This is a genomic window from Dechloromonas aromatica RCB (assembly GCF_000012425.1).
In genome coordinates, this window is record NC_007298.1 from 3,643,963 (window position 1) to 3,662,703 (window position 18,741).

The 18,741-nt window shown below is 58.9% G+C and carries 18 protein-coding genes and 1 pseudogene; 7 read left to right on the forward strand and 12 right to left on the reverse strand.

The annotated features are described in order from the left end of the window. Nucleotides 1-7: 7 nt before the first annotated feature. The 12 genes and pseudogenes from DARO_RS17330 to DARO_RS17385 form a co-directional block, all read right to left on the reverse strand. Nucleotides 8-1,027 (reverse strand): DctP family TRAP transporter solute-binding subunit, encoded by a 1,020-nt coding sequence (locus DARO_RS17330; RefSeq protein WP_011289116.1) that lies wholly within the window; start codon nucleotides 1,025-1,027, stop codon nucleotides 8-10. A 135-nt stretch (nucleotides 1,028-1,162) separates the two neighbouring features. Next, entirely contained in the window at nucleotides 1,163-1,369 is a 207-nt protein-coding gene (locus tag DARO_RS17335) for a cold-shock protein (protein ID WP_011289117.1), read from the reverse strand. Between the two features lie 216 nt (nucleotides 1,370-1,585). After that, complete coding sequence (gene murA / locus DARO_RS17340; RefSeq protein WP_011289118.1) at nucleotides 1,586-2,839, reverse strand: UDP-N-acetylglucosamine 1-carboxyvinyltransferase; 1,254 nt, start codon at nucleotides 2,837-2,839, stop codon at nucleotides 1,586-1,588. Then, nucleotides 2,832-3,077, reverse strand: a complete 246-nt coding sequence (locus DARO_RS17345) for a BolA/IbaG family iron-sulfur metabolism protein (RefSeq protein WP_011289119.1) — start codon at nucleotides 3,075-3,077, stop codon at nucleotides 2,832-2,834. Before DARO_RS17345 ends, murA begins: the two co-directional genes overlap by 8 nt. Before the next feature lie 2 nt (nucleotides 3,078-3,079). After that, nucleotides 3,080-3,832: an ABC transporter permease gene (locus DARO_RS17350; protein ID WP_011289120.1), complete on the reverse strand. Its 753-nt coding sequence runs from the start codon at nucleotides 3,830-3,832 to the stop codon at nucleotides 3,080-3,082. 53 nt (nucleotides 3,833-3,885) lie between these two features. After that, a pseudogene (locus DARO_RS17355) lies at nucleotides 3,886-4,548 on the reverse strand (ABC transporter ATP-binding protein); the annotation flags it as partial. A gap of 11 nt (nucleotides 4,549-4,559) precedes the next feature. Then, the gene (locus DARO_RS17360) at nucleotides 4,560-4,841 is read right to left on the reverse strand and encodes an STAS domain-containing protein (RefSeq protein ID WP_011289122.1); all 282 of its coding nucleotides are present in this window, start codon (nucleotides 4,839-4,841) and stop codon (nucleotides 4,560-4,562) included. After that, complete coding sequence (locus DARO_RS17365) at nucleotides 4,838-5,452, reverse strand: ABC transporter substrate-binding protein (RefSeq protein WP_011289123.1); 615 nt, start codon at nucleotides 5,450-5,452, stop codon at nucleotides 4,838-4,840. The genes DARO_RS17360 and DARO_RS17365 overlap by 4 nt, the downstream gene beginning before the upstream one ends. 15 nt (nucleotides 5,453-5,467) lie before the next feature. After that, complete coding sequence (locus tag DARO_RS17370; RefSeq protein ID WP_011289124.1) at nucleotides 5,468-6,193, reverse strand: MlaA family lipoprotein; 726 nt, start codon at nucleotides 6,191-6,193, stop codon at nucleotides 5,468-5,470. Next, the gene (gene mlaD / locus DARO_RS17375) at nucleotides 6,190-6,660 is read right to left on the reverse strand and encodes an outer membrane lipid asymmetry maintenance protein MlaD (protein ID WP_011289125.1); all 471 of its coding nucleotides are present in this window, start codon (nucleotides 6,658-6,660) and stop codon (nucleotides 6,190-6,192) included. Before mlaD ends, DARO_RS17370 begins: the two co-directional genes overlap by 4 nt. Next, nucleotides 6,660-7,451: a lipid asymmetry maintenance ABC transporter permease subunit MlaE gene (gene mlaE / locus DARO_RS17380; RefSeq protein ID WP_011289126.1), complete on the reverse strand. Its 792-nt coding sequence runs from the start codon at nucleotides 7,449-7,451 to the stop codon at nucleotides 6,660-6,662. The genes mlaD and mlaE overlap by 1 nt, the downstream gene beginning before the upstream one ends. Further along, nucleotides 7,444-8,256 (reverse strand): ABC transporter ATP-binding protein, encoded by an 813-nt coding sequence (locus tag DARO_RS17385; protein ID WP_011289127.1) that lies wholly within the window; start codon nucleotides 8,254-8,256, stop codon nucleotides 7,444-7,446. Before DARO_RS17385 ends, mlaE begins: the two co-directional genes overlap by 8 nt. Nucleotides 8,257-8,360: 104 nt before the next feature. Here DARO_RS17385 and DARO_RS17390 point away from each other — a divergent pair, with 104 nt between their 5' ends. The 7 genes from DARO_RS17390 (at nucleotide 8,361) to DARO_RS17420 (ending at nucleotide 18,733) form a co-directional block, all read left to right on the forward strand. Next, a complete protein-coding gene (locus DARO_RS17390; protein ID WP_041224474.1) occupies nucleotides 8,361-9,779 on the forward strand; it encodes a sigma-54-dependent transcriptional regulator in 1,419 nt (472 codons plus the stop codon). Continuing rightward, a complete protein-coding gene (locus tag DARO_RS17395; protein WP_011289129.1) occupies nucleotides 9,776-11,155 on the forward strand; it encodes an AAA family ATPase in 1,380 nt (459 codons plus the stop codon). Before DARO_RS17390 ends, DARO_RS17395 begins: the two co-directional genes overlap by 4 nt. 106 nt (nucleotides 11,156-11,261) lie before the next feature. Continuing rightward, complete coding sequence (locus DARO_RS17400) at nucleotides 11,262-13,046, forward strand: pilus (MSHA type) biogenesis protein MshL (protein ID WP_011289130.1); 1,785 nt, start codon at nucleotides 11,262-11,264, stop codon at nucleotides 13,044-13,046. Nucleotides 13,047-13,055: 9 nt separating this feature from the next. Next, complete coding sequence (locus DARO_RS17405) at nucleotides 13,056-14,309, forward strand: tetratricopeptide repeat protein (protein ID WP_011289131.1); 1,254 nt, start codon at nucleotides 13,056-13,058, stop codon at nucleotides 14,307-14,309. Nucleotides 14,310-14,316: 7 nt separating this feature from the next. Beyond that, nucleotides 14,317-16,023 (forward strand): ATPase, T2SS/T4P/T4SS family, encoded by a 1,707-nt coding sequence (locus DARO_RS17410; protein WP_011289132.1) that lies wholly within the window; start codon nucleotides 14,317-14,319, stop codon nucleotides 16,021-16,023. Nucleotides 16,024-16,025: 2 nt separating this feature from the next. Further along, a complete protein-coding gene (locus tag DARO_RS17415; RefSeq protein ID WP_011289133.1) occupies nucleotides 16,026-17,225 on the forward strand; it encodes a type II secretion system F family protein in 1,200 nt (399 codons plus the stop codon). Then, nucleotides 17,222-18,733: a hypothetical protein gene (locus DARO_RS17420; protein ID WP_011289134.1), complete on the forward strand. Its 1,512-nt coding sequence runs from the start codon at nucleotides 17,222-17,224 to the stop codon at nucleotides 18,731-18,733. Before DARO_RS17415 ends, DARO_RS17420 begins: the two co-directional genes overlap by 4 nt. The last annotated feature ends 8 nt before the right edge of the window (nucleotides 18,734-18,741 follow it).

Genomic DNA, 18,741 nt, shown 5'->3' on the forward strand with positions numbered 1-18,741 from the left:
CAGCTGTTCAGCGCTTGGCGATGGCGGTTTCGGCCTTCTTGACCAGATCTGCGCCAATGGTCTTCGACCACTTGTCGTAAACCGGGCGCGTAGCCTGAACGAAGGCGTTACGCTGCTCGGCAGTCGGATTGGTCACAGTTACGCCGGCCGCTTCGATCTGCTTGAGGACGGTGTTGTCATTGCCGGCAATACCCTTGCGCGCCTTTTCAATGTTTTCACGCCCTGCCTGCAATGCCGCCTGCTTCACCGCCTCGCGATCGGCGAGTGTCCAGCTGGCCCAGACCTGCTTGTTGACGACGAAGATCAGCGGGTCTGCCACGTAATGCCACAAGGTCAGGTATTTCTGGCCAACCGTCGGCAGCTTGGCAGCCACGAACACGGACAGCGGATTTTCCTGGCCATCGACAGCGCCGGAAGCCAGCGCCGGCTGGGCATCCGCCCAGCTCATCTGGGTCGGGTTCGCACCAAGTGCCGAGAAGGTTTCGTTGTAGAGAGGGGAGCCGACGACACGGAACTTCATACCCTTCATGTCAGCCGGCGATGCGATCGGCCGCTTGGAGTTGGACATTTCGCGGAAGCCGTTCTCACCCCAGGCCAGCGGCACGACTTCGCGCTTCTCCAGGACAGCAAACAAATCCTTGCCGACCTCGCCTTGGGTCAAAGCATCAATCGCCTTGTAATCCGGCATCAGGAAGGGCAGCGAAAACAGGTTCAGTTCTTTGACCTGCGGCGACCAGTTGATGGTCGAACCGATGGACATGTCGATCACGCCCTGGCGAATCGCCGTGAATTCGCGCGTCTGGTCACCACCGACCAGCGAGTTGCCCGAGTAGAGCTTGATGACGATGCGGCCTTGCGTTTTTTCCTTGACCAGTTCAATCCAGCGCTCACCGGCCTGCCCCCAGGGAAATGCCGTACCGAGCGTCGTCGACAGACGATATTCAGCTCGATAAGTCTGCGCCTGAACTGCGCTGGCACTCAACAGGGTGGTAGCCACAGCGGCGGCGATGAAGGTTCTGCGCAGCATTGTTCTCTCCTTGGTCTTGTCGGGCAAAGCGAAGATTATGGGCGTAGCCCCCGGCCGGCGCAACCGCCGAAATAGCGGGCGTAAACGCAAAAAAGCCCGGCTAGCCGGGCTTTTCGATACAGGCGTATCCGCGACTTATTCAGCCGGGCGGATGTTAGCAGCCTGCTTGCCCTTCGGGCCATTCACGACGTCGAAGGTCACCTTCTGGTTCTCGGCCAGGGTCTTGAAACCGTTGCCTTGAATTGCGGAGAAGTGAGCGAAGAGGTCTTCACCACCTTCGGACGGGGAGATAAAACCAAAACCCTTGGAGTCATTGAACCACTTAACGGTACCATTTGCCATTTGAAAGCATCCTTAAAAATAAACGGGCTTGCGCCACAAAAATACGAGAACCAAGACCGAGGAGCTGACAAACCGTGGTACGGCGCAGGAACAAAACACTGCCTGGAAATCCCGAATCTCGGAGTATGGGGCAGCATTTCAAATACGCCAAGCATTTTTTTCACTTTTCTGCAGCCAACGACCGAAAAGAGACAAATTTCCCCTGGCGCAACAGGGTCAGTGCACTCGCCTGACCGCCGCACCCAACTTGGCCAGTTTTTCCTCAATTCGTTCGTAACCGCGATCCAGATGGTAAATACGGTCGATCACGGTTTCGCCCTGGGCGACCAGACCGGCAATGACCAAGGAGGCGGATGCACGCAGATCGGTGGCCATCACGGTAGCACCTTCAAGCCTATCGACACCACGCACAATGGCGTTATTGCCTTCGATCTGAATATTGGCGCCTAAACGCATCAACTCATTGACGTGCATGAAACGGTTCTCGAAGATGGTTTCGCGAATCGTTGCCACACCGTCGGCAATGCAGTTGATGGCCATGAACTGGGCCTGCATGTCGGTCGGAAAGGCCGGATACGGTGCCGTGCGCAGGCTGACCGCCTTCAGGCGTTTGGGAGCGACAAGGCGAATCGCATCGCGTTCGACGGTGATTTCGCAACCGGCATCCATCAGTTTATCCACGACGGTATCAAGGTAGGCCGCCGAAGTCTTCAGCAAGCGGATATCGCCACCGGTTGCTGCGGCAGCACACAGATAGGTACCGGTCTCGATGCGATCCGGCATGATGGCGTGCGTCGCACCATGCAGCTTGTCGACGCCCTGGATACGGATAACGTCGGTACCGGCGCCGGAAATACGGGCGCCCATGGAGACCAGACAGTTGGCCAGATCGACCACTTCCGGCTCGCGGGCGGCGTTTTCAATGACGGTTTCACCTTCGGCCAGACAGGCAGCCATCATCAGGTTCTCGGTGCCGGTCACGGTGACCATGTCGGTACAGATGCGTGCGCCCTTCAAACGGGTTGCCTTGGCATGCACGTAGCCCTGCTCGACCTTGACCTCGGCGCCCATCGCCTGCAGGCCCTTGATGTGCTGATCAACCGGGCGGGCGCCAATGGCGCAACCGCCGGGCAGCGAGACACGAGCCTCGCCACAGCGAGCGACCAGCGGACCAAGCACGAGAATGGAAGCGCGCATGGTCTTGACCATTTCGTACGAGGCAACCGGATTATTCAGCCCGCCACCGTTGAGTACGATGCCGTCGATGCCATCCATCGTCACACCGACGCCCATATCACCGAGCAGGCGGAGCATGGTCGAGATATCGTTCAGGTGCGGCACATTGGTGAAATGCACCGGATCCGAGGTCAGCAACGAAGCACAGAGAATCGGCAGCGCAGCGTTCTTGGCGCCAGACATGGCCACTTCACCCGAGAGGACCTTGCCCCCTTCAATCAACAACTTATCCACGCTGTGCGCTCCATTCTTCCGGGGTCAGGGTTTTGAAGGAAAGGGCGTGCAATTCCCCGGTATCCAGTTTTTCCTTCAGGGTCTGATACACGCGCTGCTGACGCTGCACGCGACTCTTCCCGATAAATTCCTTACTTACCACCAAGGCCTGAAAATGCTGGCCATCGCCATCAAGTTCAAGCAGGTCACAGGCCATGCCGGCAAGGATAAGTTCCTTGATATGGTCGGGATGCATCATGTTCAGCCTCTCAGCTTCCAGCCCCGCTTCAGCAGGTTCAAAGTCACTACGGACACGGCGGCGAAGCAGGTAACGACCACCGCCAGACTGATTTCAGGCGCCACATCGGAGACACCAAAAAAGCCATAACGGAAGCCATCGATCATGTAAAAGACGGGATTGTAATGCGACACGCGCTGCCAGAATGCAGGCAAGGTGTAAATCGAATAGAAAACACCGGACAACATGGTCAGCGGCATGATCAGAAAATTCTGGAAGGCGGCCAGCTGATCGAACTTTTCGGACCAGATACCGGCGATCATGCCGAGCGCCCCGAACAGCGCACCGCCCAAGACAGAAAAGACCAGAATCCACAGGGGCGCCACCACCCTCAACTCGGCGAACCAGACGGTTGCCACCAACACGCCGACGCCGACCAGCAAACCACGGACCATGGCTGCCAGCACATAGGCGGCGAAGAAAGCGCTATAGGGAATCGGCGGCAGCAGCACGAAGACAATCGAACCGGTGATCTTGGCCTGAATCAGGCTCGATGACGAATTGGCAAAAGCATTCTGCAGCACCTGCATCATGACCAGACCGGGTATCAGGAAGCTGGTGTAGCGCACGCCATGGACCAGAACATGCTCGTCGAGCACATGACCGAAAATCAGCAGATAGAGCAAGGCCGTCAGCACCGGTGCCGCGACGGTCTGGAAGCTGACCTTCCAGAAACGCAGGAATTCCTTCTCGAAAAGCGTCAGGAAGCCGATCATTGGTTCATCGCCCGAACAAAGACATCCTCTAGTGTTCCACCCGGATGAGCCGCCATCAGGTTGGCCGTCGTGTCCAGCGCGACGATCTTGCCCTGCTTCATCAGCGCGATGCGGTTGCACAGAGCTTCCGCCTCTTCCAGATAATGGGTGGTCAGGATGATCGTGTGTCCTTCGCCGTTCAGGCGACGAATAAACTGCCACAAGCCTTGCCGCAACTCGACGTCGACGCCGGCGGTCGGCTCGTCGAGGACGATAACTGGAGGCTTGTGCACCAGCGCCTGGGCAACCAGCACCCGCCGTTTCATACCACCCGAAAGGCGGCGCATGTTGACGTTCGCCTTGCTGGTCAGGTCAAGGTTCGCAAGAATCTCATCAATCCAGTCGTCGTTATTGCGGATACCGAAATAGCCGGACTGAATGCGCAGGGTTTCGCGGACATTGAAAAACGGATCGAAAACCAGTTCCTGGGGCACCACGCCCAGCAAACGGCGCGCCTCGCGAAAATCCTTGATCACGTCATGACCAAGCACTTTCAGCGTTCCGGAATCGGGTCGCACCAAACCGGCCAGCGAGGAAATCAGCGTTGTCTTGCCGGCACCGTTCTGGCCAAGCAATCCGAAAAACTCACCTTGTTCGATATCAAGCGACACCCCGGCCAGTGCTTGTAGTGAACCGAAATGCTTGACGACGTCGACGATGGAAACAGCAGGAATCATGGAATGCCCCCTTAGGCGAGGGGCAACAGTTCGGTAACGCCGTACAGCTCAGCCAGCGCACGAACGCCGGTCGGAATATGGGCAAACTTGACAGTCGACTGCGTCAGGCTGGCTACGCGTAGCCAACCAAGCATGACGGCGATGGCCGACGAATCAGCCTCGGTCACTTCGGAAAAATCGAAGACCTGCTCACCGGCCAGCAAAGCAGAACGGCCTGCTTCAAGCAGACCGCGTGCATTGGCCATAATTAATGGCGCCTTGACCAACAGACGCCCGGCTTCGCGTTCAATCATTTCTTGGGGGAGGTTTCCAGGGACTTGTTCTTGGCGGCGATTGAGGCGATCAGGCCATCGATACCGCCGTTACGCACTTCCTGGCCAAATTGGTCGCGATAGTTGGTGACCAGACTGATCCCGGCCACCACGACATCGTAAACTTTCCAATTAGCGTCCAGCTTTTCCAGACTGTAATCAAGCTGTACAGGCTTGTTGCCCGGCTGGTGCACTTCGGTCCGGACCAGCACATCGGTATCAGTCGGCGCCATCTTGGTCGGCTTGTACACCACCTTCTGGTTCTTGTAGCCAGTCAGCGCATTGGAATAGGTGCGGACCAGCAGGGTCTTGAACTCAGCCGTCAATTGCTGCTGCTGCTGCGGAGTAGCCTTGCGCCACTCCTTGCCAAGCGCCAGCGCGGTCATGTGCGTGAAGTTGAAATTGGGCAACACTTTCTTGTCGACCAATTCAATGACCTTATGCGTATCACCGTTCTGGATGTCCTTATCCTTGCGAATAATCTCCAGAACTTCTTCGGTCACACGCTGCACCATGACATCCGGTGCCTCCTGGGCAAACACAGCGCTCGACACGAAACCGGCAAACAACAGGGCAAATAGCTTTTTCATCATCTGTTACTTAAGAAATCAATCATCCAGCCGCGGCGGGCGGCCATCGAAAATCTGGTTACGACGACGCTGCAAATAGGCGTCACGAATGTACGCATATTTATCGAGCGCCGCTTCCTCAACCACCTTATCAGCCGGCAACAGACTGGCTCTGATGTCGACAAAGCGCAGGGCGACCATGCTATTGCGTACCGGGACCGCATGGATGCGCCAGACCGGATCGATGTAGGAATCAACACCAAACCCAGCCGTATCGCGCACATTGCGCGGCCCGATTACCGGCCAGAACAGATAACCACCGCTACCCACCCCCCAGACAGCCAGGGTTTGGCCAAAATCCTCTTCGTGTTTTTCCAGGCCAAGTTCGCTGGCCACATCGAAAAGCCCGAAAATCCCGACCGTCGAATTGATCAACAAACGGCCAATATCCGCGCCGGCATCAGCGAACTTTCCCTGCAAAGCACTGTTGGCACCAATCCACAGGTCGCCGACATTGCTGAAGAAGTTGCCGACACTGGCTTTGACCGGCAACGGCACGGTATTGTCATACGCTTGGGCAACCGGCTTGGCTGCATATTTATCGATCGCCTCGTGTACGGCGAACATCGAACGATTGAAACCTTCATAAGGGTCGTTCGGATTTTCTTCGGCCGATAGATTGCCGACGCAAGCGAGTGCAATGAGCCCCCCCAGGGCCCACCGCCGTCCACCGCGCATTCCAGATAAGCCGAGACTTTTCGTCATTTCTTGTCCTGTCCGTCCGCTGCCTTGCTGAATAAAAACTGACTGATCAATTTCTCAAGCACGATTGCCGATTGGGTCTTGGCTATCGTCTCACCCGCCTGCAACATCTTTTCGTCGCCACCAGCATCCAGTCCGACATACTGCTCGCCGAGCAGACCGGCCGTATTAATCGACGCGAACGTATCCTTCGGAAAGTGGTAACGCCCATCAATGGTCATGCTGACCACTGCCTCATAGGTCGCCGCATCAAATCGGATATCAATGATCCGCCCGACCACGACACCTGCACTCTTGACCGGGCCACGCACCTTCAGACCACCGATGTTATCAAACTTGGCTTGCAGCTCGTAGGTCTCAGACAAGTGAGACGACGACAGGTTGCCAACTTTGAGCGACAAAAAAAGCAAGGCAGCAAGGCCAAGTGCCACGAAAAATCCGACCCACAGGTCGAGTACGGTACGGTTCATTAAGCTCCCCGGAACATGAACGAGGTTAAGACAAAATCCAGCGCCAGCACGGTCAGCACCGAAGTCACCACGGTTCGCGTGATGGCGCGCGAGACACCCTCGGCCGTCGGCACCGAATCGTAGCCTTCAAAAACGGCGATCAGCGAAACCGCAATACCAAAGACGAAACTTTTGACGACACCATTCCAGATGTCGTAGCGAAAATCGACGCTTGCCTGCATCTGCGACCAATAAGCACCGTCATCGACACCGATGAACACGACACCGATCAGCCATCCGCCAAGCACTCCCATGGCGGAAAAAATTGCAGCCAGCAACGGCATCGAAATGACGCCACCCCAGAAACGCGGCGCCACGACACGGGCGATCGGGTTGACCGCCATCATATCCATGGCCTTGAGTTGCTCGGTCGCCTTCATCAAACCGATTTCAGCGGTCACCGACGACCCAGCCCGTGAGGCGAAAAAGATTGCGGCCAGAACCGGCCCCAGTTCGCGGGTCAGCGACAGGGCGACCAGCGTCCCCAGCGCTTCGGTTGAACCAAAACGCTGCAGAATTTCATAGCCCTGAAGACCAAGCACCAGGCCGACGAACAGGCCGGAAACCATGATGATCAACAGCGACAGCACGCCGCTGAAATAGATTTCACGCAAGGTCAGCGGCAAGCGGCGGAACGAGGAGCCGGAATGCATGAGCACGGCCCAGAAGAAGCGCGCAGCGAAGCCAAGCCGCCAGATGCGCTCGACCGTTTCATGGCCCAATCTCCGAACCAGGGAAATCGGGTCAAGCATGCCCGACCCCGCTCAGGAACTCGTCGCGTACTGACGGGGCGGGATAATCAAAATGCACCGGGCCATCTGGCTCGGCATAAACGAATTGGTGCACGAACGGATCCTTCGAAGCACGAATCTCGTCCGGCGTTCCTTCGGCGACGACCTGGCCGCCGTTCAGGAAATAGATGTAATCGACGATCAACAAGGACTCGTGAATATCGTGGGTCACCATGATGGACGTTGCGCCCAGCGCATCGTTCAATTTGCGAATCAACTGGCCAATCACGCCGAGTGCAATCGGATCAAGACCGGTAAACGGCTCGTCGTACATGACCAACATCGGATCAAGCGCCAGCGCACGCGCCAGGGCAACCCGTCGCGCCATCCCGCCAGACAATTCACCCGGCATTAACTTATGCGCACCACGCAGCCCAACCGCCTCGAGCTTCATCAGCACCAGATCGCGGATCATTTCTTCCGACATATCCGTGTGCTCATGCATCGGAAAAGCGACATTGTCGAAAACGGTCATGTCGGTAAACAAGGCGCCGAACTGAAAAAGCATCCCCATTCGGCGCCGCAGGCGATACAACTCAGCCTCGCTCATCTCGCACACCTGGTGTTTTTCCAGCCGAACCCGACCGCCGGTCGGCCGCAACTGGCCGCCGATGCAACGCAACAGTGTGGTTTTGCCGCAACCGGAACCACCCATGATAGCCACCACCTTGCCACGCGGAATCTTCATGTTGATTCCTTGCAGCACAGGCCTGCCGTCATAATTGAAGTGGAGGTTCTCGATATCGACCAGGATGTCGTCCGACAAAATACGTTCCTCGAAAAAGACTGGCGATTTTAACAGAAATGCCAAGCGTCGCCGGGAAACGACAAGGCTATAATCGTAAATATTTCACACTGACTGTTGCGCCATTGCCCGCTGCCAAGCCGCTCCTGCTGATTGTTGATGACGATTCACTAATCAGCGAATCGCTCAATTTTGCGTTCGCTCAGGAATATGACGTTCTCACCAGTCACTCCCGGGCACACGCTTTGGCCCTGCTGCGACAACTTCGTCATCCGCCCCGACTCGCTCTGGTAGACCTTGGCCTTCCACCCTTGCCCCACCGCCCCGACGAAGGCTTTGCCCTGATCGGAGACCTGCTGGCCCTGTCGCCGGACATGAAAATCATCGTTCTCTCCGGCCAGAGCGATGAAGACAACGCCCGTCACGCCAGAACGCTAGGCGCCGTGGAGTTCGTGGCTAAACCCTGCGACCCAGGCCGTCTGGCCGAGCTGTTTCGCCAGACCTTGCGTTTTGGCAACCAAGCGCAGGCAACGCAGGCATCGGGACTGATTGGTGAAAGCCTGCCCATGCAGCGACTGCGCCTGCAAGTTGGGCAATATGCCAATCTCGCCTACCCGGTATTGATTGAAGGCGAATCAGGCAGCGGCAAGGATATCGTCGCCAGCCATTACCTGCACCGCCTGACCGAACGGCGGGATAAACCATTCCTGGCCCTGAATTGCGCGGCCATTTCGCCCACGCTCCTCGAGCCCACACTGTTCGGCTACGCCAAGGGCGCCTTCACCGGAGCCACTTCGGCCAAAGCCGGCTATTTCGAAGACGCCGACAGCGGCACGCTGTTCCTAGACGAAATCGGCGAACTGCCGCTGGATCTGCAGCCCAAACTGTTACGCGTCCTGGAAAACGGCGAGTATCAGCGTGTTGGCGAGACACAGACACGGACATCCACCGCTCGCATCATTGCCGCAACCAATCGCGATCTGCGCCAGGAAATGCGGGCGGGGCGCTTCCGGGCCGATCTTTTCCACCGCCTGTCCGTCTTCACATTATCCGTTCCCCCGGTACGAGAAACCGGCCTTGACCGCCTGCTCCTGCTCGAACACTTCAGGAAAACCTGCGCCGCCGGAGCACACAGCGAGCCCTTCCTGCTCGCGCCAGCCGCCCAATCGCTTTGGCTTGATTATGGTTTTCCAGGCAACGTGCGTGAACTGCGCAATATCATCATCCGCCTCACCGCCCGTTACGCTGGCCAGACCGTCAGCTCCGAGCAACTTCGGGCTGAATTCGATCATCTCGACAGTCCGGAACAGCCGGCTGTCGCCGGACTGGTCGCCAACGATCTGGCCGACGTCAAGCAAGCGGCCCGCCAACACCTTGAGAAATCATCCCGCCTCAATCTCGACGCCACGCTGGAGCTTTGGCAGCGCGGCTACATTGAGGCCGCCATCGAACTCAGCGGCGGCAACATGAGCGAAGCCGCCCGTCGCCTCGGCATCAACCGCACCACACTCTATAACCGCATGGAAGGCTGGAACCGTCGATGAGCCTTTATCTTGAACACTTCGGGCTGCGTGAGCCCCCCTTCCGCATCACGCCCCACACCGACTTCTTCTTCACCGGCGCCAACCGCGGGCCAACGCTCGACGCCCTGATCTATGCCATCACCCAGGACGAAGGCATCGTCAAGGTGACCGGAGAAGTCGGCAGCGGCAAGACCATGCTCTGCCGGATGCTGCTTGAACGCCTGCCGAAGAACGTCGAAACCCTCTACCTGGCAAACCCTTCGCTCTCCCGACAGGAAATCCTTGGCGCCATCGCCGATGAACTGGGCATACCGACCGATGGCAAGGCAACGCATTCACTGACCCGCGCCCTGCAGGATGCACTGATCGAGCGCTACGCCGAAGGCAAGCGCGTGGTGCTGCTGATCGACGAAGCGCATGCCATGCCTGCCGAATCACTGGAGGAAATCCGACTTCTGTCGAACCTCGAGTCGAAGGCCACCAAACTGCTGCAAATTGCCCTGTTCGCCCAGCCGGAACTCGATGAACGCCTGGCCGCCACCGACATGCGCCAGCTGCGCGAGCGGATCACCCAGCACTTCAACCTGACGCCCCTCAAGCAGGACGACGTTGCCGCCTACATTGAATTTCGCCTGCGTGCAGCCGGCTACCATGGCCCCACCCCGTTCTCGGGCGAAGCCATCCAGATGATTGCCCGGATTTCAGAGGGGCTTTCCCGGCGCATCAACATCCTCGCCGACAAGGCGCTACTCGCTGCCTACTCCAGCGGCAGCCACAAAGTAGACAGCACTGAAATCCGGATCGCTGAACAGGATGCCCGTTTTTCGCCATTGCAACCGAAAGCACCCTTCAACCCCAAGCCGCTGCTCTGGGGAATCGCCGGCGCCGGCATTGGCGCCCTGCTCATCGCCATGACCATTGGCGTGGGCTCTCCCCACTCAGTGCCGGCAGGCGACAACGAGAGCGCACCATCGGCCCCGCCAAAGCCACAAGCACCACAGAGCGGAAAACGCCTGCAAGCGATACAGCCCCGCGGTGAAGCACAGGACCTAACCGCAACACCAGACAAGATCCGCTTCGGCGCCCTGACCCGCCAGCACTTCGCCCAATACGAAGAGTGGATCAAGGACGCCCCGCGCAACCACTATTTCATCCAGCTACTGGCGACCGATGCCAGCCACACGGGCGAAGTCGAGGGTTTTCTTGCCCGGGCAATCAACGTGCTCGAACCCGCACACATTCGCGCCTATCGTTCCAGCCTCTCCGGTCGCGACAGGGTAGGCATCATCTTTGGCGATTTCGAGAGCCGGGAAGAAGCAATTTTGGCCATGCAAACCCTGCCGGAATCGATCAAGGCAGTTCAGCCTTTCCCCAGACAAGTCAGCAAGTTGCGCTAACCCAGCCCGCCATAGGCAAAGCATGCAGCCCTGTCAATTAACGTGCTAGCATCATAGTGAAAACCAATCAACACGTGACCACTCTGCTCAGACAAGGCATAACCCGATGAAAATCGGTTTTATCAGCGCAACGTTCGCCTCCCTTTTATTGGCCGCCTGTGCGGCCCCCACGCCTCGCGAACCACTGAAAGGGCACCTGAATACAGAAAGCACCGCCCCCGTTGCCAGCGGCAGCATTCCGGCGCCGGTGCAGCAGACCCTGTCACTGCCCAAACCCAAAGCGACCCGCAAGGCCGAAACCTATAGCGTGGTGGTCAACAACGTCCCGGTCCGCGACCTGCTGTTCGCGCTGGCCCGCGACGCCAAGGTCAATGTCGACATCCATCCCGGCATTACTGGCAACGTCACCCTGAACGCCATCGACCAGACCCTGCCACAATTGCTGACCCGCATATCCAAGCAGGTCGACATGCGCTTTGAACTGGATGGGCCGAACCTCGCCGTCATGCCGGACTCGCCCTTCCTGAAGCACTACAAGGTCGATTACGTGAATATGGCGCGTAACGTCACGGGCACCGTGTCTGCCAACACACAGATCGCCACGGGCGTACCTAGCGGCGGAAGCGCTGTGCCGACAAGCGGCGCCAGCGGCGGAAACATCTCGAATACGCGCATCGAAAACTCCTCGAAGAACCAGTTCTGGGAATCCCTCGAGAAAAACGTCAAGGACATCCTGCGCGAAACGGACAAGGTCTTGCCAGAGGGCTCAAGCGAAACGACCTACGAACAAAACAACGAGCAGACGGCGACTGGCGCTGCCGCCCTACCGCAAACCGGCCGACGTGCCGCCCAATCCATCGCCAATGCACTGCAAGCAAATCCGGCACCCAGTTCAGCCAGCCAGGCAGCCGGCACGACGCTCGTGCGCCACAGCACTTTTCGGGAAGCCGCCTCGGTCATCATGAACGCCGAAAGCGGCGTCATCACAGTGCGTGCCACCCAGAAACAGCATGAACGGATACAGGAATTTCTCGACCGCGTGGGCAATTCAGCCCGTCGCCAGGTATTGATCGAGGCGACTATCGTTGAAGTCACCCTGAAAGACGGATACCAACAAGGCATCAACTGGACACAACTGGCCAGGGGAGGCACTTTCTCTTTTATCGGAGATGCTCTGACCAAGAACGCCACCAATCTCACCTACACCAAAGGCGGCGATCCCAATGCTCTGGTAACGATGCTCGATACGTTTGGCACCACAAAAGTGCTCTCCAGCCCAAGGCTTTCGGTAATGAACAACCAGACAGCCTTGTTGAAGGTGGTCGAAAACTATGTCTACTTCAGCGTTAAGGCCGATACAACCACCACGGCCAACGTAGGAACGACAACGGCCTACACCACAACGCCGCAATCGGTATCGGTTGGACTCGTGGTCAGCGTTACACCGCAGATCAGTGATGGAGATGCCGTTACCCTGAACGTACGCCCAACGATCACCAGCGTGGCTCGTGAAGTTCAGGACCCCAACCCGGACCTTAAGAAAAACAGCATCAGCAATCTTGTCCCGGTCATCCGGACCCGCGAAATCGAATCAATCATGCGGGTAGCCAGCGGCAATATCGCCATTTTGGGTGGCCTGATGGAAGACAAGATCGACTACCAGACACAGCGCGTACCGCTACTCGGCCAAATCCCGATCGCCGGCGAACTGGTCAACAACCGCAACAACGCTGCCCAAAAAACCGAATTGGTCATTTTCCTGCGCCCCGTGGTGATCAAGGATGCCAGCCTGGAAGGCGACTACGCCAATATGCGCGGTTTCCTGCCAAATGACAGCTTCTTCGCCCAGCCCAGTGAAGCCCAGCCGTTCAACATCATCCCGAGCCGCTGAGAGCCAAGCATGAGCCTGTTGATGGATGCCCTGAAACGGGCAGAAACGACCAAACAGGAAGCGGCCCGGGCTCAGTTCGGGAACCCGCCGACTGAAGCTGTCGACAGCCTCAGCCTGGAACCCATTGCCAGAGACCCGGCGAATGCCACTTCCAGCCCGCTCCCTGACCTGGCCAACTATCTGGATGCGGTAGATGCCGATCTGGCGAGCACGCCACTTTCCGCCGCACGCCCATCTACCGCTCAAGCCAAGGCAGCTGCGCCTGCTGCCGCAACGGAAGTGCGCGATCGGGAAGCCGTACGCAACGCCTTCGCAGCCAAGCAGGCGCCCGAACCAAAATCCCGCCTACCACTCTGGCTGGCGCTTGGCACCCTGGGGCTGGCGGCGGTCATCATTGGCGGCTACGTCTGGTACCAGCTAAACACCATGAGCCACGGCTCTTTGGCAAGCAGCACACGCACGCTCCCATCGCAACCCGGGAACTCTGCCCCAACGCTGGCGCCATCTGCCGCGCCAAACACCCTGCTACCCCCTTCTGAGCAAGCAGCCATAGGCCGTGCTGCCCAATCTGCCGAAACACCGCTCTTCGCTCCCCGTACTGCCCCGCCCCCCAGCCGAATGCCGGCAGCCTATGACGAACCATCAAGCGGGACGCCAATCCGCCTGATCCGAACGCGTCCAGAACCCGACGCCAATCTCGCGCGCGGCCACGGCAGCCTCCAGCGCGGCGAGACTGAACTGGCGCGACGTGATTTCGAGCAAGCACTACAGCGCGATCCGAACAATACCGATGCCCTGCTTGCCTTGGCCGCCATCGCCCATCGCCAGGGCCGACTGGCTGATGCAGAAAATTTCCGGCAGCGGGCTCTTGTCGCCAACCCAAGCGACCCCGCCGCCCAGGCTGCCGCTTTGAACGGGCCGTCCGCTGAGGCCGACCCGCAAACCACTGAAAGCCGCCTGAAAACCCTGCTTTCCTCGCAGCCTGACTCAGCTCCGCTGAATTTCGCACTGGGTAATCTTTACAGCCGCCAGAACCGCTGGCCGGAGGCGCAGCAGGTCTATTTCAATGCCGTCGCAGCCGATGGCGACAATCCGGATTACCTGTTCAATCTGGCGGTCAGCCTCGATCACCTGCGGCAGAACCGACTTGCCGCCCAGCATTACCGGCTGGCCCTCGAAGCCTCGACCAAGCGCCCGGCTGCATTCGATCGCAACAAGGTCGAGAAGCGTCTCGGCGAGTTGCAAGTCGAGCCTCAACGCTGATACAGCCATGAGCACTACCGCCCTCCAGCGCCGCCCCCTCGGCCAGATCCTGATCTCCGAAGGTATCCTGTCGGAAGATCAACTGCGCATCGCGCTGCTGGAGCAGATGAAGCAAAACCAGCCAATCGGCAAATTGCTGGTTTCGCTGGGTTTTGTGACTGAAGCCACCTTGCGGCAGGCGCTGTCGGAAAATCTCGGCAAGCAGAGCATTGACCTGTCGCACGCCGTGATCGACCCGCAGGCGCTGAAACTGGTGCCGCGCGACTTGGCCAAGCGTCACCACCTTCTGCCGCTGGATTACGACCGGACCAACCGCCGACTGGCGCTGGCCATCTCGGATATCAACGACATCGTCGGCCTGGACCGCGTGCGCTCCCAACTGGAGGAAGGCACCGAAATCGAGACGCTGCTCGCCGGTGAATCGGAAATCGACCACGCCATCGACCAGTATTACGGTCACGAATTGTCGATCGACGGCATCCTGCACGAGATCGAAACTGGCGAGATCGACTGGCACAGTCTTTCAGCCACCGACAATGAATACAGCCAGCCAGTCGTCCGCCTGATCGATTCGATCCTGACCGATGCCGTCAAACGCGAGGCTTCGGACATCCACTTCGAGCCGGAAGCCAACTTCCTGCGCATCCGTTACCGCATCGACGGCATGCTGCGCCAGATCCGCGCCCTGCATAAGTCCTATTGGCCGGCGATGACGGTCCGCATCAAGGTGCTGTCCGGCATGAACATTGCCGAAATGCGCGCCCCGCAGGATGGCCGGATCAGCCTGACGGTTTCCGGGCGCCCGATTGATTTTCGCGTCGCCAGCCAGCCGACCATCCACGGCGAGAACATCGTGCTGCGCATTCTCGACCGCCAGAAGGGCATCGTGCCACTGGAGGGACTCGGCTTGGCCGAGGAGCATCTGCACCAGTTGAAGCTGATGATTTCCCGGCCCGAAGGCATCATCCTCGTCACCGGCCCGACCGGCAGCGGCAAGACGACGACGCTTTACTCGGTGCTGAACCACATCAACGCCGAGGGCATTCACATCATGACCCTCGAAGACCCGGTCGAGTATCCGATGGCGATGGTGCGCCAGACCTCGGTCTCCGAAACTGCCAAGCTCGATTTTGCCAACGGCATCCGCTCGATGATGCGACAGGATCCGGACGTCATTCTGGTCGGTGAAGTACGCGATTCTGAAACGGCAGAAATGGCTTTCCGCGCCGCGATGACAGGCCATCAGGTGTACACGACCCTGCACACCAACTCGGCCATCGGCGCCGTGCCGCGCCTGCTCGACATTGGCGTACTGCCCGACATCATGGCCGGCAACATCATCGGCATCGTGGCCCAACGCCTGATCCGCCGCCTGTGCGAGCACTGCAAGTCGCCCTACCACGCCGAACCGCACGAAATCCGCCTGCTCGGACCACAGGGAGAAGGAACGCGTCCCGTGCTATTCCGGCCGACCGGCTGCGAACTGTGCGATTTCCAGGGCTATCGTGGCCGTCTGGCGATCATGGAACTGTTGCGCATCGACGCCGGCATTGACGATCTGATTGCCCGTCGCGCCACCACCCATGAAATCCGTAGCCGCGCCCTGCTCCAGGGTTTCACCACGCTGGCCGACGATGGCATGCGGCGGGTGCTCAACGGCACGACCTCGCTCGAAGAACTCGCCCGTGTCGTCGACCTAACCGACCGGATGTAAGCATGCTTTTCGACTACAAGGCAGTCAGCGTGGAAGGGCGAATGACTTACGGGCGACTCGACGCGATCAATCTGGTCGACCTCGAAATGCGCCTCAAGCGCATGAGTCTCGATCTGGTCACCGGCAACCCGATCCAGCACCGCGCCCTTTTCGGCACCCGGAGCGTGCCGCGTCCGGAACTGATCAATTTCTGTTTCCATCTCGAACAGTTGACCCGGGCGGGCGTCCCGATCCTCGAAGGGCTGACCGACCTGCGCGACTCGATCGAACACCCGCGATTTCGCGAGGTGATGGCCGGGCTGATCGAAAGTATCGAGGGTGGGCAAACACTGTCGCAGGCGATAGCTGAACACCCGGACATCTTCAGCCAGGTTTTCGGCAACCTGATCCGGGCCGGCGAATCGAGCGGGCAACTGCCTGACGTACTGGCTTCCCTGACCGAATCGCTGAAGTGGGAAGACGAACTGGCCTCGCAGACCAAGAAACTGCTGATGTACCCGGCCTTCGTGGCCACCATCGTGCTGTCAGCCACCTTCTTCCTGATGATCTACATGGTCCCGCAGCTCAAGCTGTTCGTGAAGAACATGGGCCACGTCCTGCCGCCGCACACCAAACTGCTGTTCTTCATTTCCGACCTGCTGGTCGACTACTGGTACGTTTTCCTGCTGCTACCCATTATCGCCGTCATCGCCGGCCAGCTGATCCTGCGCGGCAATCCGCTGGCCCGCCTGCGTCTCGACGGCATCAAGCTGCGCCTGCCAGTGGTCGGTCCGATCCTGAAGAAAATTATTCTGGCCCGTTTTTCCAGTACATTCGCCATGCTCTACGCCTCCGGAATTCCTGTGCTCGAATCGATCCGCTCGACTCAGAACGTCGTCGGCAACCGTGTCGTTCGCCGGGCGCTGGAGCGGGTCGAACAGTCGATCCGCGAAGGCCAGAATGTGGCCGGTGCCTTCCGCGATGTCGGGCTGTTCCCACCGCTTGTCGTCCGCATGCTGCGTATCGGTGAAAGTACCGGCGGTCTCGACAAGGCACTGCTCAACGTCAGCTATTTCTACAACCGCGACGTCAGAGAATCGGTCGGCAAGGCACAAGCCCTGATCGAGCCGATGCTGACCCTGTTCATGGGCGCCCTGCTCGGCTGGATCATGCTGTCGGTCATCGGACCCATCTACGACGTCATCAGCAAGATCAAAACGTGATCAGCCGCCGCCTTCTCTACCTCAACACCCATCGCCTGCAGGCCTTCGCCTGCCAGCGGGGCGAGTTGCTGCCCGAGGGCGTCTTCGAGAACAACGACGATGGACTGCGGGAATTTGCCCAATACCTGGCCGAGCATCGCAGCAGCCATTTTTCGCTGCTCGCCAACGTCGCCGAAGAAGGCCACATCCACGAGACCATTCCTTTTCTGCGTGGCCAGGATCGGCAAACCCTGATCACCCGCAAGATTGGCCAGCACTTTCTCGGCACCGCACTCGCCACGGCCATTTCACTCGGCTACGAAAAGACTCAGCGCAAGAATGAAAAACTGCTGCTCTCCGCGCTAACCAACCCTGCCCATTTCGAGCCCTGGCTACAACGTATCAGCAGCGCCGAAGCGCCGCTGGCCGGCATCTACACGGTAGCCCAACTCGGCGGCCTTCTTGTCAAAAAACTCGGTTTTGGCGGCACACGCAGTCTGCTGCTGACCGTCCAGGATCACTCGATCCGCGAAAGCTATCTGGTCGATGGCCATGCCCACTTTTCACGCATGGCGCCACTCTCCGACAGCAGTATCGCCGGCATCGCCAGCGCCTTTTCCGCCGAAGCCGGCAAGTTGCACCAATACCTGATCGGCCAGCGCCTGATCGGGCGCGACGAAAACTTGCCGGTCCTTATCGTCGCCCATCCGATGAGCATTCCGGCCATCGAAAAAGCCTGCCCCGACCGGGGCCAGCTCAGCTTTACCATTATCGACAGCCACCTCGCGGCCGCCAAACTGAAGCTGCATACCCTGCCAGGCGACAATCGCAGCGACCTGCTGTTCCTGCAATTGCTGGCCAGCGCACCACCCCGACAGCAATTTGCCGGCGAAGTACATCGCCATCATTACCGCTTATCGCAGATCCGTCACGGCCTGGTCGCCGCCGGCCTGGTGGCCTTGCTGGGCAGCGTGCTTTTTTCCGCCAAGCAAACCTACGACGCCCACGAGCTACGTGAGGAAGTGAGCATGCTGGCCGCCACTGAAGCGGACCTTAACCACCGCTACCAGGACATATCGGCCACCTTTCCGAAACTGGGCATCGACAATGACACCCTTCGCCAATTGACCAGCCGCTACGCCGAACTGGTCAATCAGCAACGCCAGCCCGGCCCAGCCTATGGCATGGTCAGTCGGGTGCTTGATCAAATGCCGAGCATCGTCCTTGAGGAAATTGACTGGAAAAACGGCATTTCCAGCCCCCCGAACGCAAGCAAACAGACCGACAAGCGCGAAATCACCACGGTACGCGGCTCAATCCGACTGGAGCGAGCCACTACCCGACAAACGCTAGCCATCTTCAACCAGTTTGTAGAAGCCTTGCGCCGCGAGCCGGGCGTGACGGTCGATATCCTGCAACGGCCCTTTGACATTGAATCCGGTACCTCGCTTAGGGGCGGCGACGGCGTCGACGAAGAGGCCAAGCCACGCCAGTTTGCCGTCGAAATCATCCGGAGCCATGCCCCATGATCTGGACC